Raw genomic sequence first — 23,900 nt, 5'->3', positions numbered from 1 at the left:
TTTATGGCGTTTACTCCCGCTGTCCGCTCTATCTTTTAAAGCTTCCAGCCTTTTGAAGGATAGAAGCTTTAAAAGGATGCCGCTTCCATCAGGGCTAAAAAAAACACCTTGTTTTTCAGTACAAGATGTTTTATTGAGTTTTTATTTTCTATCGTTTATAATTCAAACAAAAGAGTCAACGTGACTGTGCTGTTTTTTGTGTTGATAGCTGCACCATCAGTAAGTCCTTGTTCAAAGAATCCTTGTTTGGTATCTCTTTTGAATGTAGCATAGGAAAGGTCAAGTTTAGTTCCTCCAAAATTATATCCGATTCCTCCTGAATATCCTGTTGCATCTCCAATAGTAGTTTTGTTTTTATACGGGTTTTGTTCTTTGCGGTATCCTGATCGTAGGCTCCAAGCTTGTATTTTGTATTCGGCTCCAATTCGTAACTCATTAGTTTTGTCTAATAAATTAGTAAGGTTGCTGTTTAATCCTCTATAATAGGAATCGTTTGATGGCTTGAATTGGGTGCTGCTATAATCTTTTATAACATAGTCAAAACTGATCAGTCCTTTCTTGCCAAAAACATACGCCATACTTCCAGTCCATTTACTGGGAGTTTGTAATTTATATGGTTCGTAATAATTGGTTATATTTGGATTTACTACATCAGGAGCTAATTCACCTGAAGTGTTGGCGCTAACACCTACAAGTTGTTGTGTAAGTTCGTCGTTAAGTCTGTACCATGTAGGCGATTCGTAAGCTAATCCTAATCGTAATTCATTGGTAATCTTGGCAATTGTTCCAAATTGAAAAGAAAAGCCAGTACCATAAGTGTACAAATCATTATCAAATTGCACTCGTGAAATTGTATAGTTTGAAGTTAGCGGAGCATTATTGTCTTCATAAAACCGAGAAGATTGTCTAAAATCTACAAAATGTGAATTTAAGTTAAACCCAATATATAATTTGTCTTTGTAGGAAGTAGCAGCATTAAAAGATAATTTTCCGTTATATCCTTTTGCTGTAATAGTATTTTCGTGGTAGTAATTACCTCCTGATGGTATATTAGAATTATAAACTGTATTCGTTGAATTAGTACTTGCAGGGTTGATCACATAAGCTTGGTAGCCCAAAAAGGCTTGCTGTGCGGCATGACCTAAATCTTCATAATAAGAGTTCTCTAAAACACTCAAAGGGATTCCATTAGCATACGATAAGAAATAAGAATCAATTGAATGTGTTGGATTGGTTCCAGCAGAAAAAATAGAATTGTTTAAGTTATTTGTATTTTCAAAATTGATAGCGATAGAAAACTTTTTCCAATTACTTGAGCTGTTTTGATTTTTAAAAACAAAAACACCTCCCGCTTGATTCAAATCAAATGAATTGTCGGTTTCTTTTGTTGTATCTCCAAAATAGGTTGCATTGTTTGTTATGGAAGTGTTATTTAAAGTAAATCCAAGTTGATTGTTAGCAAAAATTACAGAACCTGCAGGATTTACATTAATAGCAGATAAATCACCACCAAGTGCTCCAAAAGCGCCACTCATAGCTCTAAAACGTGCTGTTCCGTTGGTGTTGTCTTGTGCGTAACGCAATGCGTCTCTGATTTCTTGTGCGCGAAGCTGACTCACAGAAAATGAAATTAATATAAGGAATATGTATTTTTTCATGATATAAGGTTTGAGATTTCTATTGATTAAATTCTTAGTAGGTGTAATTGGATTATCTTCCGCCTCTTCTTCCACCACCACCTCCTCCATAAGAGCTGCCACTACTAGAACGCCCATAGCTGGAGTCCGAAGAAGATCGAGAAGGAGAGTAGTTGTCATTATTAGTAGGAGTATAAGACCTAGATGGACTAGTATCATTATTGGTTCGGTTGTAAGTTCGTGTAGGAGTAGAGTTGTTATTAGTTGAATTTACTCTTGATCTACCGATGTTATTGTTCAGAAAATTTTGGTTTTGGGTGTTAATTGAATTCCTGCCGAAAGTAGGTGTTGAGCTACTTCGGTTATAGGTATTTCTGATAGAATTTTCAGAGGTGTTTTGAAGTGATGTTCTTCCGATGTAATTTGCAGAAGGATTTGCATTATTGTTATAGTTGGATCCTCTTCGGCTACTGTTATGAGAATAGTTTGTGCCTCTGTATGTTGCCCCGTAATTATAGTTATAACCTGAATATCCCCATCCGTAAATAGGATAATAATTGTAGCCATAGTAATCTAAATACCCCCATCCATAGTAAGGATTGTTCCAATAACCGTAAGGTGAATTCCAACCGTAGTATGAATTCCCCCATCCGTAGTTATAATAAGGATATCCAAATCCAAAAGATAATCCCCAATTGCTTGGGTAATAGTTAATGTTTATGTCTTGTGAGTTGCTTCCCCAACTAGCATAGCTTGAGCTGTTTTGTTGGTTAGCTTGACTGTTATAGTTGTTGTAATTATCTACATCTGTAAAAATAGCAGTGCTATCATTGGCATCTTGTAGTGAACTAAAGTAATTTTGGTAGGCTGTTGCTGATTCGTTAGGAATGACTCTTCTCTGAATTTTAGAATCAGTAGTACCGTAAATACCATCAGTATCGTAATACGAACTATTTTGGTACGAACCGCAAGAAGTTACAGCAAAAATGCTTAAAAAACCAATTATGGAATTAAGAGAGGGCTTTGGGAAAGAAATAAAATTAGTTTTCATATCTGTAGGTTTTTTTATTGTTGCACATTACAAAAATAGTTAGTTTTGCCAAACTATTGAGTTAATAATGAAGAAAACAAAATTTGTGCCAAACTATATAATATGAGTAAGAACCTTACTACACGATCAGAAGATTATTCAAAATGGTATAATGAGCTAGTTGTTAAAGCTGATTTAGCCGAAAATTCAGGAGTTAGAGGATGTATGGTAATCAAACCCTACGGCTATGCAATTTGGGAAAAAATGCAAGCAGAATTAGATCGAATGTTTAAAGAAACAGGACATCAAAATGCGTACTTTCCTTTATTTGTTCCTAAAAGTATGTTTGAGGCTGAAGAAACTAATGCAGAGGGGTTTGCTAAAGAATGTGCTATCGTTACTCATTATAGATTGAAAGCAGATGAAAGTCGCCCTGGAAAACTAATGGTAGATCCTAATGCTAAATTAGAAGAAGAATTAATTGTTCGTCCTACAAGTGAGGCCATTATTTGGTCAACTTATAAAGGTTGGGTACAGTCGTATCGCGATTTGCCGTTATTGATTAATCAATGGGCAAATGTAGTTCGTTGGGAAATGAGAACGCGTTTGTTTTTAAGAACTGCCGAATTTTTATGGCAAGAAGGGCATACAGCTCACGCTACACGTCAAGAAGCCATTGAGGAGTCAGAAAAAATGATGAATGTGTACGCTGATTTTGTTCAAGATTTTATGGCGATTCCGGTTGTAAAAGGATTGAAAACAGAGACCGAACGTTTTGCAGGAGCTGATGAGACGTATTGTATTGAAGCTTTAATGCAAGATGGTAAGGCGTTGCAAGCGGGAACTTCTCACTTTTTAGGTCAAAATTTCGCTAAAGCGTTTGATGTTAAGTTTGCTAATGCCGAAGGAAAACAAGAATATGTTTGGGGAACTTCTTGGGGAGTTTCAACTCGATTGATGGGAGCTTTGGTAATGACCCATTCGGATGATAATGGTTTAGTTTTACCTCCAAACTTAGCTCCAATTCAAGTAGTAATTGTTCCTATATATAAGTCAGATGAAGAGCTAGAGAAAATTACTTCGGTAGTGAATGATTTGATGGTTCAATTCAAAAAGTTGAAAATTTCAGTGAAGTTTGATAACAGAACTACTCAGAAACCAGGATTCAAATTTGCTGAATGGGAATTAAAAGGAGTGCCAGTTCGTATTGCTGTGGGGCCAAAAGATTTAGAAAACGGTACTTTTGAAGTAGCAAGAAGAAATACTTTAAGTAAAGAAGTGGTTTCAAAAGACGGAATTGTAAATTATATCAATGACTTATTAGAAACGATTCAGAATGATTTGTTCCAACGCGCATTCGATTACAGACAAAATCATATTACCGAAGTAAATTCTTTTGAAGAATTTAAAGAGGTATTAGAAAATAAAGGTGGATTTATTTCAGCACATTGGGATGGTACTCCAGAAACAGAAGAAAAAATTAAGGATTTGACTAAGGCAACTATCCGTTGTATTCCTTTAGATAGAGTAGAAGAGCAAGGGAAATGTGTTTTTACAGGATCGGAATCTGCTGGTAGAGTGTTATTTGCAAAAGCCTATTAAAAAAAATATTTTTTTTTCGCATCTACTCTTGTGCGTCTAAAAAATAGTTGTATTTTTGCATCCGCATTACAGAATTGAGGTCCGTTCGTCTATCGGTTAGGACGCCAGGTTTTCATCCTGGTAAGGGGGGTTCGATTCCCCCACGGACTACAAAATCTGATTAATGCTATAGTTATCCTGAACTTAGAAGGAAAATGGTCCGTTCGTCTATCGGTTAGGACGCCAGGTTTTCATCCTGGTAAGGGGGGTTCGATTCCCCCACGGACTACAAATTAGTTTTGAAATGGTTTTATGAAACAAATTTTGGTGTCTCCTTATTTGTTTTGTTAGTTAAAACTGAAGTGATTAATAATGATTAATTGTGGGAGGTTTTTCTAATTTTATTTCTAATATATTAATTAGTTATTTACATTTTAAAATATACACCAAATGGCAAATCATAAGTCAGCTTTAAAAAGAATTAGAAGTAACGAAAAGAAAAGAGTATTAAACAGATACCAACACAAAACTACTCGTAATGCGATTAAAGCTTTGCGTTTGGCTACTGATAAAGCAGATGCTTCATCTAAATTATCTGCTGTTATCTCTATGATTGACAAGTTAGCTAAGAAAAATATCATTCATGATAACAAAGCATCTAACTTGAAATCAAAGTTAACTAAACACGTTGCTAAATTGTAATTAAATACAATTGAAGATAGTAAAAGCCTCCTTTTTTAGGAGGCTTTTTTTATTACGTATTATTTTGGTGTTAAGTAATGAATAGAAACAATTTTTTATCTCAAAATAAAGTGTACCTTTGCACCCATTAAAAATCACAGATGGAATCTATTAGAAACATTGCAATTATTGCCCACGTTGACCACGGTAAAACGACTTTGGTTGATAAAATTATGTATCACTGTCAATTATTTCGTGATAACGAAAATACAGGTGACTTAATCCTTGACAACAACGACTTAGAGCGTGAAAGAGGAATCACGATTACTTCAAAAAACGTTTCTGTTGTTTATAAAGGAACAAAAATCAATATTATTGATACTCCTGGTCACGCCGATTTTGGTGGTGAGGTAGAGCGTGTATTGAATATGGCTGATGGAGTTTGTTTATTGGTAGATGCTTTTGAAGGACCAATGCCACAAACCCGTTTTGTTTTGCAAAAAGCAATTGATTTAGGTTTAAAACCATGTGTGGTTATTAATAAAGTAGATAAAGAAAACTGTACTCCTGAAGAAGTTCATGAGAAAGTATTCGACTTAATGTTTGAACTAGGAGCTACCGAAGAACAATTGGATTTCCCAACAGTTTACGGTTCAGCTAAAAATAACTGGATGTCAGATGATTGGAAAAATCAAACCGAAAACATTGAGCCTTTATTAGATATGGTAATTGCAAATGTGCCAGCTCCTAAAGTTTCTGAAGGAACACCACAAATGTTGATTACTTCTTTAGATTTTTCTTCTTTTACAGGACGTATCGCAATCGGTCGTTTAGAAAGAGGTGTTTTAAATGAAGGAATGCCAATCTCTTTGGTAAAAAGAGATGGTGCTATTTTGAAATCAAGAATTAAAGAATTACATACTTTTGAAGGATTGGGTCGTAAAAAAGTACAACAAGTAATTGCAGGTGATATTTGTGCTATTATTGGTGTTGAAGGATTTGAAATTGGAGATACTATCGCTGATTTTGAAAATCCAGAAGCATTACAAACTATCGCTATTGATGAGCCTACAATGAGTATGTTGTTTACCATTAACGATTCGCCTTTCTTTGGTAAAGAAGGAAAATTTGTTACCTCTCGTCATATCCGTGAAAGATTAACAAAAGAATTAGAGAAAAACTTAGCAATGAAGTTAGGTGAAACTGATTCAGCTGATAAATTCATGGTTTTTGGACGTGGAGTATTGCACTTATCGGTTCTTATCGAAACGATGAGAAGAGAAGGGTATGAGTTGCAAATTGGTCAACCACAAGTTATCATCAAAGAAATTGATGGTAAAAAATGTGAGCCAATTGAAGAATTAACAATCGACTTACCTGAGAATCTTTCTGGGCGTGCAGTAGAATTTGTTACTATTCGTAAAGGAGAAATGCTTTCTATGGAAGCTAAAGGGGAGCGTATGATTATTAAATTCAATATTCCATCACGTGGAATCATCGGATTGCGTAATCAATTATTAACTGCTACAGCGGGTGAGGCCATTATGTCACACCGTTACATTGGATATGAGCCTTATAAAGGTGAAATTCCAGGTAGAAATAATGGTTCATTGATTTCTATGGAAAATGGAAAAGCGATTCCTTATTCTATCGATAAATTACAAGATCGTGGTAAATTCTTCGTTAATCCAAATGATGAAATTTACGAAGGTCAAGTAATTGGAGAGAATTCTCGTAGCGATGATATGTGTATCAACGTAACGAAGGCGAAAAAACAATCAAATGTTCGTTCTTCTGGAAATGATGAGAAAGCTAGAATTATTCCACCAATTATTTTCTCTCTTGAGGAAGCGTTGGAATACATTCAAAAAGATGAATATGTTGAGGTTACTCCAAAAAGTATTCGTTTGAGAAAAATTTATTTGACAGAAACAGATAGAAAGAGATTTAAAATCTAAGGATAAAAAAATCTTAATTATAGAAAAAACCACCAATGAAAGTTGGTGGTTTCCTTTTTGAATTGATTATCGCTTCAAACTAAAATGTCCTTTAGCTTCTCTTCCGTCTTCTAATTTTACACTAAACCAATAATCATCAGCAGGCAAAAGTTCTCCATTGATTGTTCCGTCCCATCCTTGGCTAGAAGGTAAAATTTGTTTCATTAATTTTCCGTAGCGATCAAAGATGTAAATATTAGATTGTATTGTGACAGTTCCATTGTTACCCTTTAAATTCCAATAGTCGTTGAAACCATCTCCATTTGGGGTAAAGAAAATAGGTGCTTCTAGAATTACTAATTCTGAATCGATCTGACCACAACCATCAATATTTTTAATAATCAGTTGATGAAGTCCTCCGGGTATATTTTCAAATATGGGATTATTCTGAAAAGCTGTTTCTGTTCCGTTTTCGAAAATTATTTTGTAAAGATACCCTGTTGGGTTTTCGAGTAGTACAATAACTTGATTGTTTTTTTGTAAATCTTTAATTTGTAATGAATTGATTCTTGCAAGTTTAGATAAAGTAAGAGTTATATTTCGAGTTGCTTTACAGCCTAAATTATTAGTGACAGTTACATTATAATTTCCCGCTTTAGTTGTTCTGATTGTAGGAGAAGTTTCATTAGTATTCCATAAATAGGTGAAATCATTTTCAGTTGCAGGAAGAATGATACCTGAATCCAAAATAGAAAAGTTGTTAATACCTTCACAAAGTATTTTAGTCTCTTTTAGTTCGATTGCAGGACTTTGATCTACTATAATGTCAAATTGACCAGTTCCAAAACACCCTTCTGCATTTTCGGCTCTAATAAATAGAGTTTTTGAATTAGATAAGTACCTTTTACCTAATGGATTAGTTCCTAATTCTGCATCATTTTTAGTGTCGAAAAAGGTGAAGATTATATTTTGAGGTAAATTGAGTTCTGTTCGTATTTGAATTGTCTTTTTTTCTAAATCAAATTCAGCTTTGTTACTTGAAGTAGCACATTCATGCAAGGGACTTGGCAAAATTGAAATATTTGGATTTGCATGTAAAATAACTGTTTGTATGCTGTAACAAGAGCCTGAAGGAAGGACTAATTTGGCATATATAGTTTCATTAGGTACGGTATTTTGATAGATTAGTTCTAATGAATTTAAATTATTAATATCATTATTAGCATCAATAACGGATTTATAATAATAGATTTCAACATCTTTTTGACCTGCAAGTAATGTTTCTTTAGCTAAGTCTAAATTAAATTTTGCTAACCCATCTGTTGAATTACTATCTTCGGTATCGCACTGAATTATCTTGTATGGTGTAATGGATGTTTTTGGGGTTTCAAATATTGTAATATTTTTTTCAATAGGTTCTTTTTCTTCTCCATTAACTGTTTTTATTAAAGTTACTTTGTAATTTCCCGGTAATAAATAAGTATGAAATGTGTTTTTTTCTGTTGAACTGGATCCATCCCCAAAATCCCAAATTACAGAGTCAACCGTTTCGGAGGAGTTAAAATAAAAATGAGTTGGACTTCCTATGCAATTGGATTCATAATTGAAAGAATACAAGAATAACGAAGTAATAAACGGTGGTAATCCGAGAAAGACTTTATACCCCTTTAAATCTACTTGATTTTGAATAAAATTACAATCGGTCCCATTTAATTCAGGATTATTTATTACAGACAGTTTGTTAAACCCATTTTGAGAAGTAGGATAACCTGATCGATATATTTTTTCGTCTATACCTAATTGTAGTGCTCCAGCTACATTCGATGAAGTTAAAATTTCTGTTTTAGAACTGATAATATCATTGCTCTTTAAATTGTACTGTAATAAAGTACTTCCTTGACTAATACCTTCTATGTCAAACAGATTAGAAGTTATATATAATTTTTTTGATTTTGCTGAAAATTCTAGTCCATAAGGATTAATACCACTTATAATTGAAATTCCATTGAAAATTCTACCTGTGGTTGAATTAAAATCAAATAACCACACATTACCTGTATTTCTTCTAGTTTCACCTTTAGGTCCTAATTCATTACTAGTTTTTGATGAAGAATTTGCTATTGCTAATTTTGTTCCGTTTGGGGAAATTTTTAAGTATCCAATTGCGTTACTAAGATAACCACCAATAGGAACATTCAGTGGAGTAGAAGATAAAATAGGAGTTTTACTAACTCCATTATTACTAATTTTAAAAGCATAAAAATTATTTAAAAAATGGGTTATTACCCAATAAGAAATACCATCTCCATGTTGAACGGCTGTAATCTTTTCAGAACACTTGAAATTAACCTCTTCACTATTTTCTGTATTGTATGTAATTAAATGGATGTTTTTTTCATTAGCTGAAATATCTCCTAATCCATTATCTAATCTTAAATCAACTTGTGAGTAGTTTAGTCCATTATTAGGGGGGTCTTCATCGTTTAATAAATTATCATCTACATTGTCTGGTAGTGGTTGGTCTACTGTGAAAATATAATATACGTAAGGATTGTTTGGTTTTGGGACAATAATTGCAGATTGTGTACTCGATTTATGTCCTAAAAGACCGCTCCCATTAGGCATTATTTGGTGTAATTTATTATAAACAACAGAACCATCTGTATAAAAAAGAATATTACCATTTTTGTCGGAAATTGATGCACACCCTTCATTAGTAATAATTTTACCATTAGTTATACTTACAGGACTGCCTGAATTGAAATCTAGTCCTGCTTTTTCTCCAAAGTACCATATTGCAGCTTCTTTTTGACTAAAAGAAGTATTGTAAATTAGAATTGTAACTAAAAGTAAAAACTTTGCTTTCATATATTAAATAGAACTCAAATTTATGGAATTAGTTTAAGTATTACGGATAAATGCTATTATCGTTTCAAACTAAAATGTCCTTTAGCTTCTCTTCCGTCTTCTAATTTTAAGGTAAACCAATAATCATCAGCAGGCATTGGCTCTCCATTGATTGTTCCGTCCCATCCTTGACTGGAAGGTAAAATTTGTTTCATTAATTTTCCGTAGCGATCAAAAATATAAATAATAGATTTTGAACTAAAAATGTTATTTACTCCTTTTATATTCCAATAATCATTGTATCCATCTCCATTTGGGGTAAAAAACTTTGGAACACCAATCACAGCAACTTGTTTTGCAATTGTACCACAACCATTTGTATCTATAACGTATATGTCATGAATTCCAGCAGCTACGTTTTCAAACAAATTTGATGTTTGGAAAGGGCCCGAAGGGGCATCTAAACTATATTCGTAGAGACCTTTTCCAGAAGCGTTAACTGTAACAGAATTTACATCTGTTAAATCAATAATGTCAACGCTATTAATTGTTGCCACATCAGAAGCGGTTACTTGAACAGTTCTAGTTCGGAAACAGCCTGAATTTGTATTCACTGTAACAGAGTAGGTTCCTTTTGTATTTACATTTAGAGTAGGGTTGCTCTCTGTAGGTAAAACAATACCATCTTTTGTCCAAGTGTAGTTATAATTAGTTGTTGGTGATCCATCAGTAATTCCGGCATTGAGTTCCACAAAAAATGAAGGTAAATTAGAACATACCAATTTATTGTCATGCCCGTCTGCATTAGTGTCAATATTAGGTTTTGGATTTACGATTAATTTAATATGTGGTCCTAATCCGTAACAGGCATTATCTAAAATACTTTCCACTCTTACCCAGATATCTTGCTGATTAGGATAACCTGTATTTCTATAGCCGGAGGTATTTGTAATTTCATTAGTTTCGGCTAAAGCATCTACTTCATTAGGATAATATTTGATGGTATAATTTGTCAAAGGTGGAATTAAAAAACTTTGGATATCTGACGTAACACTACTAAAGTCGAATTTCGAAAATCCGTCTGTATCGGTACTTACAGTAGCAATATCATCATCACAATTTTGAAATTCTCTTTTAAACGTTGCTGGTATTTGAGTAGAAGAGACAATTAAATTGATTTCTGAAATGCTATAACATCCGTTTGTATTCTCCACTCTAACCCATATTTTTTTTGAATTGGTCGTAAATGCTAATGGATTAGCAATTAAAGTAGCCGTGTCTTTTGTTTGTGCTCCAATTAATGAAGTGTAATAGTTGAATGTTTCCGAAGTAGAATTAGCCGAGATAAAATTATTTTTTTCGGTTAAATTAAAATCAGAAATACCATCTGAATTATCGTCGCATTGTTTTAAATCTATTGATGTTACTAGAGTAGGGAGGGCATAAATAGTTAATGTAGCAGGGTTAGAAATCAATCCGCAACTATTTCCTGCTTTATTCAATTGAACACGATACTGAAAACCATTCATGGAATTACTAACTTGATGAATACTTAAGGTGTTTAATGTAACTCCAGAATAAGTAGTGTTATTAGTGATGTTGTTCCAATTAGTACCGTCTGTAGATAACTGCCATTGATAGGAGTTGCCACCATTGTCAGTTATTGTAACGGAAGTATTTTGAAGTTCACAAATTGGAGTTATTTGAGGTTGCGTACCGATGCTAATTGGGGCTGCTATGGTATAATTTATATTGGGATTGATATATCCGTTACCGCTGATTACTATTCCGTTAGAATTTACTATAGGAGGGATAGTACTACCAAGAGTGGCATTTGTATTGCCTAAATACCCTGCTTCAATTACATCAGAACAATAATCATTATCACTATCTAATTCTCTAAAATTTTTAATTCCATCGCTATCAATATCAATATTAGTGGCATTAGTTCCTGACTCATCTAGATCATAAATACCATCATTGTCAGAGTCTAAATCTAAGTAATCAGGAACACCATCGTTATCGGTATCTTGCGGAACGATTCCTGTGCTATAAACATCATAGATACCATCTTTGTTATTGTCCAAACTAGACGAGCTAACTACTGTGTTTTGCTGTGACTCGATTATATCTGTAATACCATCATTGTCACTGTCCAAATCGAGTTGATCAGCAATAGTATCATTGTCGGTATCTTTTGGAATACAAGTAGCTTTTATTGTGAAAGTAGCTTTGTTATCATTGGTATCCGACAAGTTTGTATGAACAAAAGAGAAAGAAGAGGTTAAGTACGATTGAAAACTAAACGTTCCTGTTCCGGCTGTAAGTGGAGTGGTACTATTTAATCTGAAGCGTATTTCGAAGGAAGAATATTCAGTGACCCCACTTTCAAAAATACCATCATAATTAGTGTCGATTAATAATTGATTGTTTGGATTTAATATAGTTATCGTTTTGTCAATATCCGACTTTACCATAAATTCTCCATCTGAATTAATTAAATCGGTACTATTAGCTGTACTTGTATATTCTAAAGCCAAGGAGATGGGATTAGTAAAATTGATTTTATATTCTAAACTATTTCCTTTTCCAGCAGGAACTTCACTGATGAAATCCCCATTTGTTTTTCCAATAAAAGGAGTAATGACAGCAGAATTATTTATAGATGTAGTTGTAATATTAGTTGAAAAAATATTGGAATAGGTTTGTTTAGTAATATTTGTGGAAGTAAGGTCTAAAGCCGAATTTCCAAATGATTCTGTACAATTTGTAATTCCATCATTATCATTATCTAAATCAATATTATCAGCTGCTAAATCATTATCGATATCTGTGGGACAATTACTAATTGGAATTTTATCGGATAAAGTATTTGTACTACAGCTTGGAATACTTCTTTTTACTTGATAATAGCCGGGTGCAGTTGGTAAATAACTGTTTCCTGTTTCACCAATAATATCAACTCCATTTTTAAGCCATTGATAGGTATAATCTACATCTGGTTCAGTTTTAAGTGTAATATTTGGAATACAACTACCTGATATAGAAGTTGAATTTTTTATTGTTAATTCAGGTTTTAAATCAAAACCAGAATAATATCCTCCGTAAGTTGCTGCAGAATTGGTTCCATAATAGGAAACATAAACCTGCTTTGTCGACTTAATACTAACATCTCCAGATAAAGAATTTACTGAATAGTATACAAATTTTGAGTTCCCATTGATTGCTATTGGTGTCATTCCAACCGGACTATCATTAATCAATAATGTTGCTCCATTTTCGGTTACTATATTGACGGTACCATTATAGTTTACATTTCCTATTTTGTTAATTTGAGGTATATTGTCAACAATTTTGGGTGTTGAACAATTGATTGGGGGAACAAAAAATAGATTTTGATTAGCATTGGAAGTTGTGCCTCCTATACTTTGATATGCAAAAACTTTTTTAGAACTAGTGATGTATAAATTATTATTGATAAATGCACTACCATCAAAAATATAATTTTGTCCAGCCTGAATTATGATTGGTGTAGTACTCCCATTGGCATAAATTTCGGTATTGTCTTCATCCGCTATTAATAAAACACGTTCGAGTACAGCTGAACCAAGTCCTTTTATAAATATGTATTCATTCCCAATTTTATCAGCTCCTACAATTTGATCAAACCCCACATCTCTACCGCCAGAACTAGAAGGGTCATTTGTTCCCCCAAAAGAACCGCTATTAACTACAACGTTCTTGCTAGATTCTATTAAAGCACCTATAATATTACCACCGATATTGCCATTTATTGCTAATATATAACTCTCGTTTTTATTTAAATTGATAGTAATTGGACCATTAAAGGTTGTGCCGTTCGCTAATAAAGTTCCAATTGGAATATTAGAAATGGTAACACTAGTATTGTTTTCTGTAGCTAAAACAGAGATAAAATTAAGTAATCCTGCAATAGCGGAATTATTTAGCATAGCACCAGCTCTAAATCGCTTTCCTAAAGCACTAATTCCTTTCGTAACCAATCCTCCTGCTTGCGCTCCACCTCCTGCATTGGTTCTTACACTAGTATAAATTAGTCCTTCACTTTCAATAATATACCCTTTGTTTGAAAGAATCCCAGTATTTAAACTTGGAGTGAATAGTTGAGTGTTTCCTCCTGAACCTATAGAATGAATATAAGGAGTGTTTTTGTTTACTGTGCGATTAATAATAGTTCCGCCAATTTCAATAATTTTAAAATTTACATCTGTAATACTAGGAGTTGAAATATAAATATAGTGATCTTGAGGATTTGTAGTTGATGCATTATTCCAAGTAATAGGTGGAATATAGTGTGTTTTGCTAAATTGAGAAAAACAATTCAGCGCAAATAGTAAAATGAAAAGGAATAGTATTTTTTTCATTTGTTAAAAATAGTAAAAATAGTTTACCTTTTTAAGCTAAAATGACCATTAACAATTTGATTGTCATTCAATACTAATCGAAACCAATAGTCATCTGCGGGAAGAGGGTAGCCATTAAATATACCGTTCCATCCGGTAGCACTTGATTCCATTTGCTTGAGTAATTTTCCAAAGCGGTCAAAAATTGAAATTGCAGCTTGTGGATACAAATCTAGTCCATCAATTTTCCACATATCGTTAGAGCCATCTCCGTTTGGAGTAAAAAAAGTTGGATAATCTAAAATGGTAAATGGGTACGTGGCATATTCACAATTAGCTGTGTTTCTAATGTAGGCAATATAATTTCCTTTAGGTATTCCGGTAAAAAGTGAACTGTTTTGGTAATTGATACCGTCAATAGAAAATTCATAGTTAATATTTGTTGAAGGAGTAATCAATTCAATCGAGTTTTTTCCTCCGGCAAACTCTTTTATAATTGGTGTGGGTAAGCTACCCAAATTTTGACTACTCGGTAATGTCCGTAATGTGATTTGAGCCGTTTCGGAACAGCTTAATTTTGAATTGATTCCTTTGGCAAATACTATTTGGTCTCCAAAATTGGTTTTTTCGAAAGCTGTTGGGTTGGTTATTTCAATAGTTTGGTTCCTATCTTCATAGTAATTGGAAATTGTAGTGCTTGAATCGTTGTTAGTAATGATAGATTGTACAGCCGTTAAATCGAAAAATGCGGTTCCTGTTCCATTATCATCGCATTTAGTAAGTTGTACGTCTTTTAAACCCATTCCTGTTGTGTATTCAATTTTGATTTCTCCAATATAATTACAACCACTAGAATCGGTAACTTCAACTTTATAACTACCCGCTTGAGTTACTATGAGTGAAGAATTTGTTTCTCCAATTAAAGGAATAGTTGCCCCATCTTTATACCATTTGTACGTATATGCTACAGGCATATTGGTTTGTATTTCAAATGTTTCTCCATTACAAATGGCAGTATTGTCTGCTACTAATCGATCTTTCCCTAAGTCAATTTTGGAAGTAAAACTGCCTGCTTCAACAAAGACTGCAGAATTATTGTCGTTATCTCTGTCATTGGCAATAACTAATTTAATATGGTAGGTATGACCAGCAATTAAAGTTGATTTTGCGGTTAATGGAATGGTTTGCCCTGCATAATTTATAGGACTTGAGCTTGGAGTGGAGGAGTTGAATTGGCCAAAAAAAGATTCGTTTTTCGCATCACATTTTGTGGTGGTAAATGTATCAGAATAATTAATTGCTGGATGAATGTTTTTTGAAGAAACAGTAGTCCCGTCAGGTAAAACAGCTAAATTAGTATAAGGACCTGCTAATGTTACATCTTTAATCAATAAAGCTAATCCATCTGAATATTTACAAGGATTGTCTTTGATGTATTCATTGGATGCAAAAATGTAATTGAAACTCAAAAAAGTAGTCTGGGCAATAAAATCAAATTCTAAAGAACTTGCATTTCTTGAACTTATTCCTAGAACTGAGTTAATATCTGAATCACCGTTCCAATTAGTACCTCCCCCAAGATTGGAGTAGGGACCTTCAGAATTTTTACTACTCCATGTACTTAAAACGATTCCTGAAGAAAAGGGAAAACTACTGTTGTTTTTAGTAAAAATACCATAACTGTTTTGGATTAGGTTCAAAGGATCTCCTTTGGCGGTTTCTCCTGAAACACTGATGCAAGAAGTATTATTCGTTAATTTTTGAACTAATGCGGTAGCATTTTTAGTATCGTCCACACTAATAAATTGTGCTGAAATCGCTAAAGGAAAACAACAAACGAATAGTACAAATAATATGGTTTTTATCCAACTCATAATGAAACAAAGATACTATAATTCTCTTTTGAGATGTACTAACGGAAAAGGAAACCAAAAATTATTTCCCAGTATATTTTTCAGTAAATTTGTTGTAAATACATTCCCAATGAGCGAAGAACCTTTGATGATATTTAAAAAACCGTCTTATCCTATTAATGAGGCGTTATTGGATTATCTTGAACGATTTGATCGAATTTCTAAATTCCCTATTTCGTATGACGATTTGTTGCGTTTTTCAGGATCTATTAACGTGTATGACAAAGAGGACCAAGATACACTATGGGTTAGAGTGTATTACAACGAATTTGAGCGTGAAGAAATTGATTTAACCTTAAAAAAAATCTATTCCTTATTGCACTCTGACGGTAATTTGGAGATAATCAAATTCTTGAATGTCGACTCTATTGACTATTGTACTTTTGGGAATTCAAAGCCTTTCAGAATTAAGGTTAGAAATATTCTTAACGACAATTACACGCATTTTTATATTAAAAAAGCTGATGCCTCAAGGGTATATGGGTTGGAACTGGAACATATTTTATCGCCTGATAAAATTAACTTTTTAGTTCATCAGGATACTTTGATTGAGGAACATATTATGGGGATTGCTGGGGATGTTTTTATTAATAATCATTTGAAGAATTGTACCGAAACGGAGAAGTCTCAAATAGCTAAGGAGTTTGTAAAGTTCAACGAACGTTCTATGATTCGGTTACTTGGCGATATGCGCGCTTATAATTATGTGGTGATTCCTATTCACGATTTTGACCAAGTAGTGTATCGAATAAGAGCCATTGATTTTGACCAGCAATGTTACGAAGGTAATTTTAAAGTGTATCGTCCTCAGTTTTTTAAGGAGAATTATCCGATGGTGAAATTGGTAAAAGATAAATTACAAGAAAGTTCTATTAACCAATATAAAAACGAAGAACGTTCCGTTTTGGCTAAACGAATCCATTCTGCTGAAAACAGAATTAAACGTTTGTTGAAAATTATGGGAGAAGATACGTTATCAACTTCTTCACATTTGGAACAATTGAAACTCGAATTGTATCGGTACACGAATGATTTGAATTTTAAGAAAGCCAAATCAATGGGTAATATTATGAGTGCGTCTTTTCAGTATATCACGCGAAATTTCAAAAACGTCAATCCATTTAAATCGTAGTAAGCAAAAATAAAAGCTTCTAAAAAAAGAATCTTGTCATTCCGAATTTATTTCGGAATCTATAAATTTTTATATGTCAATCTATTAATAGAAACTGAAACAAGTTCAGTTTGACAAGATTTTGACTTTCAAGTGTATTCTTATTTTAATTTTTCTCTTCTTTGTTGAAGTAGACCAAGTAATAATACATTTGTTTTTCTTCGTCCCAGCCTTTTTCTACAAATTTTTCGGCACTTTCTGGGTTGATGAAATCCATTTTAATTTGGATGTGCGTATCCAAATTAATCACGTTTTTGATGGACTTTCTAGCATCAGAAACCGCTGCGTTTGCAATAGGGAAGGTGGTAATGTCTTCAATACTGTATTTGTCTCCCTTGTCTACTTTATAATTTTTAAATTCAGGAATCAAATCAGGATTGTCCAAGACTTCGTTTAAGAAATTAGTTTCCTCAAACTGGTCGTTTTTGGCAAAATAATTCACAGAACGATTCATAAACATCACTTCTTCTTTTTTGTCTTCAGCAGGGAAAACTACGTCTTTTGCGAAGCCTTGACAGAATTTCAAGTATTTTTTAGTGATGTAATTTTCATCTTCAAAAGCATCTACAGATAAGAAGTGTTCTAACCAATACCGTGCATCGTAACGGTTACTGTCAACCGTTAAGATTTTATATCCTTCTTCTTTTTTGTAATTGAAGATTAAGCAGCCTTTGTCTAATTTATTTAAGCTAACTCCGTGTTGTAAAATCATTTCAAGGTGGGTATCTTTTTCTTCAAATTGTAGAAAATCAGCTTGGATTTCGCTTTTAAAAATTCCAATGGCATCGACTATATTGTTATCAATAGCAAGGTTGGTTAAATACGTAACATACACTTCACCATTCTTAATGTGTGGGTGATTGGATTGTTCAAACAAATGTTTGGTGATTTGCTTTGAAACCTCATGAACATTAGACGGATTCTCAAATATTTGAGAAGCAAATTTGTACATTTCATTGTAATCCAAATCCACTTCGTGCGCAAACTGAAAGTAATTTTCTTCTTTCTCTCTGAAAGGCTTGAAGAAAAATTCTTTTATCAAAGGAACAATTTCATCATTTAGATTGAATGGTTGTTCGGATAAAAAAATAGCTTCGTTACGGCTTTTATTTCCTACACGATGAATAGAAAGCGAATCAATATGGGTGTTGAATAAGTTAATCATAATTTTAGCCCCTCCCGTCCTCCCCAAAAGGGAGGTGCCAAGAATTGGGAAGTATTTTAGTTAATTTTTATTTAGAAATAGAATTTTTTAATCTTATTTTTAATCTAGTTTATGCTCCCTCTCCTTTGGAGAGGGTCGGGGAGAGGCCTAATTCCAATTTTCTTCGTAGCCAAAGTCTTCAAAGCTATCGTCTCCTTCAAACATATCTAGATCGTCTTCGTCTAAATCGTCTTCAAATTCGCCATAGATATCATCATGCATATCCGCCTCAAAGTTTTTTTCAATAGCTTCATCAGGCATTTCTCCATGAGAAAACAGCGTTTCAGGATAAAGAGCACCTGCTTGAGGTTCTTCAACAGCAGCTAATTCTACCAAGAAAGTCCACATATTGATAAAGTCATATACGTAGATGATTTTTGTATTTTCTTTGTCTAAAAGATCCGATAATTTGTAATCGCTCATGATGGTTTGTTCTCCAGGAACATCTCCTGCGTCAAACATTGGAATTTCATCTTCTTGATTCCAAGTATCATCACAAGTATAAAAAGAAGCCACTTCCATTCCGTCAAATCCAAAAGAATTGAAGATAGCATTGTGTAAATCTTCTAAAGTGTCTTCGGCAAGGATAGCAATATCTCTGAAAATATCTTCTTCTGCGTCTAGAATTACTCTGAATTTATAAACCATAATCGTTGTTTTTATAGAAAGTTCAAAGGTAAATTATTAATTACTAATTACGAATTGTGAATTACGTTTTGTTGAAAAGATTTTAAAATAATGACATTGAGGTTTTTATTCTAATTTCTTAATCACTTTCGCAGGATTTTCCACTGCCATAGAATAATCGGGAATATCTTTTGTAACTACAGAACCCGCACCAATGACACAGCCTTTGCCAATAGTTACTCCGGGACAAATAACAGCATTACCTCCAATCCAGCAATCGTCTCCAATACTAATGGGTTTAGAAACTTTATGGGTACGACGCATTTGCGATTCCAATGGATGCGATGCGGTATACAATTGAACGCCCGGACCAAAAAGCACATGAGAGCCAATAGTTACTTTATTTTCGTCGAGGACGACACAGTTTACATTGAAAAAGACATTATCGCCACAGCTAATATTGTATCCATAATCGCAGAAAAAAGGCGGTTCAATGTACAAGTTGTTGCCCGCATTTGGAAGTAATTCTTCTAAAATCAAACGTGCATTTTTTGTCATTCGGTATTCAGTTACATTGAGCCGATGCAACAAATTTTTTGCTTTTCGTCTGTCTTTTTTAAGCTCTAAATCGCCCAAAAGATAGGGTTCGCCATTAATTATTTTTTCTTTTTCGGGTTTCATTATTACTAAATTTAATAGATGTAAATATACACATTCTACAATTCATCTATGTTTTTTGATAATTTGATAATGAGTATGATGAATGGTTGGGTTAATTAGTTGAAATAGGTTTTTCGAATCCCAATCAAAATAAGTATCAGAACTGAATACGCTATAAAAAATGGAATGATCCATTCTATTTGTCCCAAAGGTAAAAGCACGGCAATAATCAGTAATTGGAATCCTAAACCATACAAGGAAACCAGTGTCATGAACCAGTTAGGGAATGTTTTAACTCGGTAAGCATCGCTATCTAAAGTATGTATGATTTTATCAAAACCACCATACACGATGGTGTAAATTTTAAATAGAATATTGACTGAATATTGAGTTTCTCCTGGCAAAGCTCTAGGTGTTTTGTATTCAAAAACCTTGCTGGTAGTATCCCCTCCAATAGACTTATTTCTCAAAATGACATAGTAATAATTGTATAGTGTGCCTTGCAATTGAATGCAAAAAAATGCGATTAAAGTAAGCCAAAACGAAGTTCGAGAAACATAACAAATTGTTATTAAAAATAGAAAATTTAAAACAATGTCAAACACACTATCAAGGTACCTGCCTACATAAGAAGGCGTGTTTTTTAAACGAGCCAACTCGCCATCAGCAGCATCAATTCCTGATTTTAGTACAATGAAAAAACCTGCCCATACATAGCTTCCGTTAAAAATACAATAAATCGCGATTAGTCCAGCAATCCCAAACAATAAAGTAACATGTATGGGAGTAAAGCGGGTGTTTTTTAAGTTATTGGCAAGCAATTTTCCAAAAGGTCTTCCATAATCGGATAAATCTAAAAATTTATCTTGTGCGGCCAGTTTAGACATTTATTATGTTTAAGACGATATTGTGACATTATAGTCGGGTATTATTGTTTATTTTTTTGAAGTTTTCCAAAACTAAATAGAATTGTAAGCCAAATAGAAGGGTAGCCATTACGATATGAATCGTTTGAGATCCAAATGGGAAATTAAAATAATACATCGCAATTCCAGAAAGAATTTCAATACAGATTATAGCAATTACCCCATTCATTTTAGTAAAACCTAAATCTAGTTTTCTATTTCTCCAAAACAAAAAGGAATTGGCACAAACAATTATGATTGAAAAACTTCGGTGGGTGTAGAAACCTCCTTTAGGGTTTTGCAACCAAACTTCTTTAGGTAAACCTGCTTCTACAATTGTATCAACTGATTCTCGAACTTGAGTTCCAAAAATGATTTGTATTATGGTTAAACCTAATGCTGCAATTAAAACCCATTTGAATTCAGCATCCAATGATTTTGTTTTTTGTTTTTCTTGAACAGAATAAATAACAGACAATTGAACAGCAACTATAAGTAAGGCTGCCAGCATGTGTGTTGTTATTTTATAAGGATTTAATACTGAGTCTACCACTGTTTTTCCTAACCAAGCTTGAAATCCCATTAAAAAACAAATGAGTAAACTATAGAAAAATAATTTTTTATTTTCTTTCCAATATCCTAAAGAGAAAAAAAGCGCAATGATACAAGCAATACCAGCTAATGCACCAACTAATCGATTGATATATTCTACCCAAGTATGGAATGGATTGAAAATGGCATAATCATGTTTGGTATATTTTTCCCAGTGTGTATTTTCAAAATTTGTGGGAGCTACAAAATGGTCTTTGGCAACTAAAAGTGCTTCATCTTTAATTATAACTTGTCCTTTTGAATATTCTTTTCCAATTGTGTAAAGCAGTTCTTTCTCTTCAGTAGGAGGGATGTAGTATCCAAAGCATTTCGGCCAATCTGGGCAACCCATACCCGAACCTGTCATTCGAACTAAAGCTCCAGCAACGATTACTAGATAGACTAAAACTAAAGCTGCTTTTGCGGAGGGTAGAAAATATTTTTTCATTTTTTTATTTAAGTTTCAAAGTAACTGAGTTTCAAGGTTACAAAGTATCTTTTATTTTGTTCATAAAAGAAGTTAACATTCTCTCAAGTTCTCGACTATCCTCATAAAGTTTATTGAACTTTTCTAAAGAAATGTATTTTAAATTATACGCAATTTCTATTTGTGTTTGAAATTCGAAAAGAGAACCCAAAGAAATGGTTAAAAATCTGTAATAATCTTTATTAGTTCCTCTTCCAAATCCCTCTGAAATATTACTTGGAATTGAGATTGAACATCTTCTAATTTGAGAAGTTAGTCCAAATTGTTCATTATTAGGAAAATCAGCTGATATAGTATAGCAATTTGTAACTAAAGCCATAGCTTTCTGCCAAATAAGTAGGTCTCTAAATGTCTTCATTGTATTAGTTTATCAAAATAACACTATTTAACTCAGTAACTTTGCTACTTTGCAACTTTACTTAATCCTAATTTTTCAGCTCTTTTCAAAACGAAATCATAAGCGGCTTGGTATTCATTTGGGATTTCTCCTTCCAAAATAGCTTCTTTTACCGCTTCTTTCAATACCCCAATTTCACGAGACGGTTTCAAATCAAAAATAGCCATAATCTCTTCACCAGAAATAGGAGGTTGAAAATTCCGAACGTGATCTCGAGCTTCTACTTCAATAATTTTCTTTCGAACAATATCAAAATTATTGTGGTATTTTTTGAATTTAGCTGGATTTTTAGTAGTGATATCGGCTTCGCAAAGGGTCATTAAATTATCGACATCTTCACCTGCATCAAAGACTAATCTTCGCACTGCTGAATCGGTTACAATCTCTTCTGCCAATACAATTGGTCGGGAACTCATCATGACCATTTTTTGAACAAATTTCATTTTTTGGTTCAACGGCATGTGCAAGCGTTCGAAGATTCTTTTAACCATTTTTCCGCCTAAAAATTCATGTCCGTGAAAAGTCCAACCTTGTTTTTTGTTGAAACGTTTGGTAGGTGCTTTGCCAATATCATGTAATAAAGCAGACCAACGTAACCATACATCATCGGTATTGGGACAAATATTATCCACCACCTCTAGTGTATGATAAAAGTTGTTTTTGTGCGTATGACCTTCTATTTCTTCTACCTGATTCAAAGCAGTCAGTTCAGGTAAAATAATATCCAAAAGTCCTGTTTTGTACAATAATAAAAATCCAATAGAAGGTTTTTCGGTAGATAAGATTTTATTCAATTCATCTACAATTCGTTCGCCAGAAATAATAGTGATACGTTCGGCATTTTTAGTAATAGAAGCCAAAGAATTGTTTTCAATTTCAAAACCCAATTGGGTTGCAAAACGAATAGCACGCATCATTCTCAATGGATCGTCAGAGTAGGTAATGTCTGGATCAAGAGGTGTTTTTATAGTTTTGTTTTCTAAATCCAATACACCATTAAATGGATCAACTAAATCACCATAAGTATCTGTATTTAAGGATAAAGCTAGTGCATTTATTGTAAAATCACGACGGTTTTGATCATCTTCTAAAGTTCCGTTTTCTACGACAGGATTCCGACTTTCAAAATGGTAGGATTCTTTTCGTGCGCCTACAAATTCGATTTCAGTATCCTCAAAACGAAGCATGGCCGTTCCATAAGTTTTAAAAACCTGAACTTTTGGTTTTTTAGGGAGTAATTCAGATACTTTCAAAGCGAGTTCGATTCCGCTACCTACAGCAACAATATCGATGTCTTTTTTAAAATCTCTTCCTAGAAGAAAATCTCTTACAAATCCACCAATAACATAGCTTTCTACATTAAGTTCTTGTGAAGCTTTAGCGATAACTTCGAAAATTCTATTATTTAAAGCAGATTTGTAATTCATGTTTTTTACCACCGCAGATTCGCAGATTTATTATTTAATTGAATTAACTATTCGTTTATATTCTAATGAAACTGAATTAAAATTTACCAGTAATGCGAGCTCATTATTAGATATTTTTAAATAGTTTAGACATTGATTATAATGATTTGCATTAAAACAATCTACAGTTTTTATTTCTAAAATTATTTTATTGTGTACTACAAAATCAGCATAAAATTTATGTTTTAGTATTGTGTTTTTATAATTAACACTAAATTCTTTTTCTCTTTCAAATGGAATGTTTAGTTGGGAAAATTCAAATTCTATGGCGTCTTTATATACAATTTCAGAAAATCCTTTGCCTAAATTCTTGTGAACTTCAAAAAGAATTCCAATAATTTGATATGTTTTATCTTTATGTAAATAATCTTCCATTGATTATAT

17 protein-coding genes and 2 tRNA genes are annotated in these 23,900 nt (G+C 33.1%); 6 read left to right on the top strand and 13 right to left on the bottom strand.

Translation table 11 applies throughout. The features are described from left to right. Positions 1 to 155: 155 nt before the first annotated feature. Both Q0L65_RS02165 and Q0L65_RS02160 read right to left on the bottom strand, forming a co-directional pair. Positions 156 to 1,817, bottom strand: coding sequence for a transporter (locus Q0L65_RS02165; RefSeq protein ID WP_366051180.1), 1,662 nt, complete (start codon positions 1,815 to 1,817; stop codon positions 156 to 158). Further along, positions 1,711 to 2,688, bottom strand: a complete 978-nt coding sequence (locus tag Q0L65_RS02160; protein ID WP_296682889.1) for a hypothetical protein — start codon at positions 2,686 to 2,688, stop codon at positions 1,711 to 1,713. Before Q0L65_RS02160 ends, Q0L65_RS02165 begins: the two co-directional genes overlap by 107 nt. Positions 2,689 to 2,790: 102 nt before the next feature. On the opposite strand from Q0L65_RS02160, the gene proS reads away from it, so the two are divergent. From proS to typA, 5 genes are all read left to right on the top strand, one after another. Next, positions 2,791 to 4,269, top strand: coding sequence for a proline--tRNA ligase (gene proS / locus Q0L65_RS02155; RefSeq protein ID WP_296682887.1), 1,479 nt, complete (start codon positions 2,791 to 2,793; stop codon positions 4,267 to 4,269). A 78-nt stretch (positions 4,270 to 4,347) separates the two neighbouring features. Continuing rightward, positions 4,348 to 4,419, top strand: a tRNA-Glu gene (locus tag Q0L65_RS02150). Positions 4,420 to 4,465: 46 nt separating this feature from the next. Next, positions 4,466 to 4,537: transfer RNA gene (locus tag Q0L65_RS02145), tRNA-Glu, on the top strand. 161 nt (positions 4,538 to 4,698) lie between these two features. Beyond that, positions 4,699 to 4,950 carry a 30S ribosomal protein S20 gene (gene rpsT / locus Q0L65_RS02140; RefSeq protein WP_229316328.1) on the top strand — a complete coding sequence of 84 codons (252 nt, stop codon included), beginning with the start codon at positions 4,699 to 4,701 and terminating at the stop codon, positions 4,948 to 4,950. A 140-nt stretch (positions 4,951 to 5,090) separates the two neighbouring features. Then, positions 5,091 to 6,887 (top strand): translational GTPase TypA, encoded by a 1,797-nt coding sequence (typA, locus tag Q0L65_RS02135; protein WP_296682884.1) that lies wholly within the window; start codon positions 5,091 to 5,093, stop codon positions 6,885 to 6,887. A 66-nt stretch (positions 6,888 to 6,953) separates the two neighbouring features. On the opposite strand, the gene Q0L65_RS02130 is transcribed toward typA, so the two are convergent. From Q0L65_RS02130 to Q0L65_RS02120, 3 genes are read right to left on the bottom strand one after another with little or no spacing between them, the layout of a single operon-like run. After that, positions 6,954 to 9,734, bottom strand: coding sequence for a T9SS type B sorting domain-containing protein (locus Q0L65_RS02130; protein ID WP_296682881.1), 2,781 nt, complete (start codon positions 9,732 to 9,734; stop codon positions 6,954 to 6,956). A 56-nt stretch (positions 9,735 to 9,790) separates the two neighbouring features. Continuing rightward, positions 9,791 to 14,116, bottom strand: a complete 4,326-nt coding sequence (locus Q0L65_RS02125; protein ID WP_296682878.1) for a T9SS type B sorting domain-containing protein — start codon at positions 14,114 to 14,116, stop codon at positions 9,791 to 9,793. A gap of 23 nt (positions 14,117 to 14,139) precedes the next feature. Beyond that, complete coding sequence (locus Q0L65_RS02120) at positions 14,140 to 15,969, bottom strand: choice-of-anchor L domain-containing protein (RefSeq protein ID WP_296682875.1); 1,830 nt, start codon at positions 15,967 to 15,969, stop codon at positions 14,140 to 14,142. 109 nt (positions 15,970 to 16,078) lie between these two features. On the opposite strand from Q0L65_RS02120, the gene Q0L65_RS02115 reads away from it, so the two are divergent. Beyond that, positions 16,079 to 17,140 (top strand): hypothetical protein, encoded by a 1,062-nt coding sequence (locus Q0L65_RS02115; protein ID WP_296682873.1) that lies wholly within the window; start codon positions 16,079 to 16,081, stop codon positions 17,138 to 17,140. A gap of 145 nt (positions 17,141 to 17,285) precedes the next feature. Here the strand turns inward: Q0L65_RS02115 and Q0L65_RS02110 are convergent, their stop codons facing one another. From Q0L65_RS02110 to Q0L65_RS02075, 8 genes are all read right to left on the bottom strand, one after another. Then, on the bottom strand, positions 17,286 to 18,344 hold the full coding sequence (locus Q0L65_RS02110) for a nucleoid-associated protein (protein WP_296682870.1): 1,059 nt from the start codon (positions 18,342 to 18,344) through the stop codon (positions 17,286 to 17,288). Between the two features lie 147 nt (positions 18,345 to 18,491). After that, positions 18,492 to 19,031, bottom strand: coding sequence for a plasmid pRiA4b ORF-3 family protein (locus Q0L65_RS02105; protein WP_229316334.1), 540 nt, complete (start codon positions 19,029 to 19,031; stop codon positions 18,492 to 18,494). Positions 19,032 to 19,136: 105 nt separating this feature from the next. Further along, on the bottom strand, positions 19,137 to 19,691 hold the full coding sequence (locus Q0L65_RS02100; protein WP_296682865.1) for a sugar O-acetyltransferase: 555 nt from the start codon (positions 19,689 to 19,691) through the stop codon (positions 19,137 to 19,139). Positions 19,692 to 19,786: 95 nt separating this feature from the next. Then, positions 19,787 to 20,557: a CDP-alcohol phosphatidyltransferase family protein gene (locus Q0L65_RS02095; RefSeq protein ID WP_296682864.1), complete on the bottom strand. Its 771-nt coding sequence runs from the start codon at positions 20,555 to 20,557 to the stop codon at positions 19,787 to 19,789. A 28-nt stretch (positions 20,558 to 20,585) separates the two neighbouring features. Further along, positions 20,586 to 21,614: a COX15/CtaA family protein gene (locus tag Q0L65_RS02090; protein WP_296682862.1), complete on the bottom strand. Its 1,029-nt coding sequence runs from the start codon at positions 21,612 to 21,614 to the stop codon at positions 20,586 to 20,588. A 37-nt stretch (positions 21,615 to 21,651) separates the two neighbouring features. Continuing rightward, a complete protein-coding gene (locus Q0L65_RS02085) occupies positions 21,652 to 22,011 on the bottom strand; it encodes a four helix bundle protein (protein ID WP_296682859.1) in 360 nt (119 codons plus the stop codon). A 44-nt stretch (positions 22,012 to 22,055) separates the two neighbouring features. Continuing rightward, positions 22,056 to 23,477 (bottom strand): HD domain-containing protein, encoded by a 1,422-nt coding sequence (locus tag Q0L65_RS02080; RefSeq protein WP_296682856.1) that lies wholly within the window; start codon positions 23,475 to 23,477, stop codon positions 22,056 to 22,058. 30 nt (positions 23,478 to 23,507) lie between these two features. Then, positions 23,508 to 23,891, bottom strand: a complete 384-nt coding sequence (locus tag Q0L65_RS02075) for a GxxExxY protein (RefSeq protein WP_296682854.1) — start codon at positions 23,889 to 23,891, stop codon at positions 23,508 to 23,510. Positions 23,892 to 23,900: the final 9 nt, after the last annotated feature.

This window comes from Flavobacterium sp., assembly GCF_024642105.1.
Taxonomy (GTDB): domain Bacteria; phylum Bacteroidota; class Bacteroidia; order Flavobacteriales; family Flavobacteriaceae; genus Flavobacterium.
Note: the sequence above shows the minus strand (reverse complement) of the source record. Positions and strands in the feature narration are given on the sequence as shown.

Coding starts and splice junctions, on each gene's coding strand:
- Q0L65_RS02165 (WP_366051180.1), bottom strand. CDS start 1,817: ATGACAACTACTCTCCTTCTCGATCTTCTTCGGACTCCAGCTATGGGC.
- Q0L65_RS02160 (WP_296682889.1), bottom strand. CDS start 2,688: ATGAAAACTAATTTTATTTCTTTCCCAAAGCCCTCTCTTAATTCCATA.
- proS (WP_296682887.1), top strand. CDS start 2,791: ATGAGTAAGAACCTTACTACACGATCAGAAGATTATTCAAAATGGTAT.
- rpsT (WP_229316328.1), top strand. CDS start 4,699: ATGGCAAATCATAAGTCAGCTTTAAAAAGAATTAGAAGTAACGAAAAG.
- typA (WP_296682884.1), top strand. CDS start 5,091: ATGGAATCTATTAGAAACATTGCAATTATTGCCCACGTTGACCACGGT.
- Q0L65_RS02130 (WP_296682881.1), bottom strand. CDS start 9,734: ATGAAAGCAAAGTTTTTACTTTTAGTTACAATTCTAATTTACAATACT.
- Q0L65_RS02125 (WP_296682878.1), bottom strand. CDS start 14,116: ATGAAAAAAATACTATTCCTTTTCATTTTACTATTTGCGCTGAATTGT.
- Q0L65_RS02120 (WP_296682875.1), bottom strand. CDS start 15,969: ATGAGTTGGATAAAAACCATATTATTTGTACTATTCGTTTGTTGTTTT.
- Q0L65_RS02115 (WP_296682873.1), top strand. CDS start 16,079: ATGAGCGAAGAACCTTTGATGATATTTAAAAAACCGTCTTATCCTATT.
- Q0L65_RS02110 (WP_296682870.1), bottom strand. CDS start 18,344: ATGATTAACTTATTCAACACCCATATTGATTCGCTTTCTATTCATCGT.
- Q0L65_RS02105 (WP_229316334.1), bottom strand. CDS start 19,031: ATGGTTTATAAATTCAGAGTAATTCTAGACGCAGAAGAAGATATTTTC.
- Q0L65_RS02100 (WP_296682865.1), bottom strand. CDS start 19,691: ATGAAACCCGAAAAAGAAAAAATAATTAATGGCGAACCCTATCTTTTG.
- Q0L65_RS02095 (WP_296682864.1), bottom strand. CDS start 20,557: ATGTCTAAACTGGCCGCACAAGATAAATTTTTAGATTTATCCGATTAT.
- Q0L65_RS02090 (WP_296682862.1), bottom strand. CDS start 21,614: ATGAAAAAATATTTTCTACCCTCCGCAAAAGCAGCTTTAGTTTTAGTC.
- Q0L65_RS02085 (WP_296682859.1), bottom strand. CDS start 22,011: ATGAAGACATTTAGAGACCTACTTATTTGGCAGAAAGCTATGGCTTTA.
- Q0L65_RS02080 (WP_296682856.1), bottom strand. CDS start 23,477: ATGAATTACAAATCTGCTTTAAATAATAGAATTTTCGAAGTTATCGCT.
- Q0L65_RS02075 (WP_296682854.1), bottom strand. CDS start 23,891: ATGGAAGATTATTTACATAAAGATAAAACATATCAAATTATTGGAATT.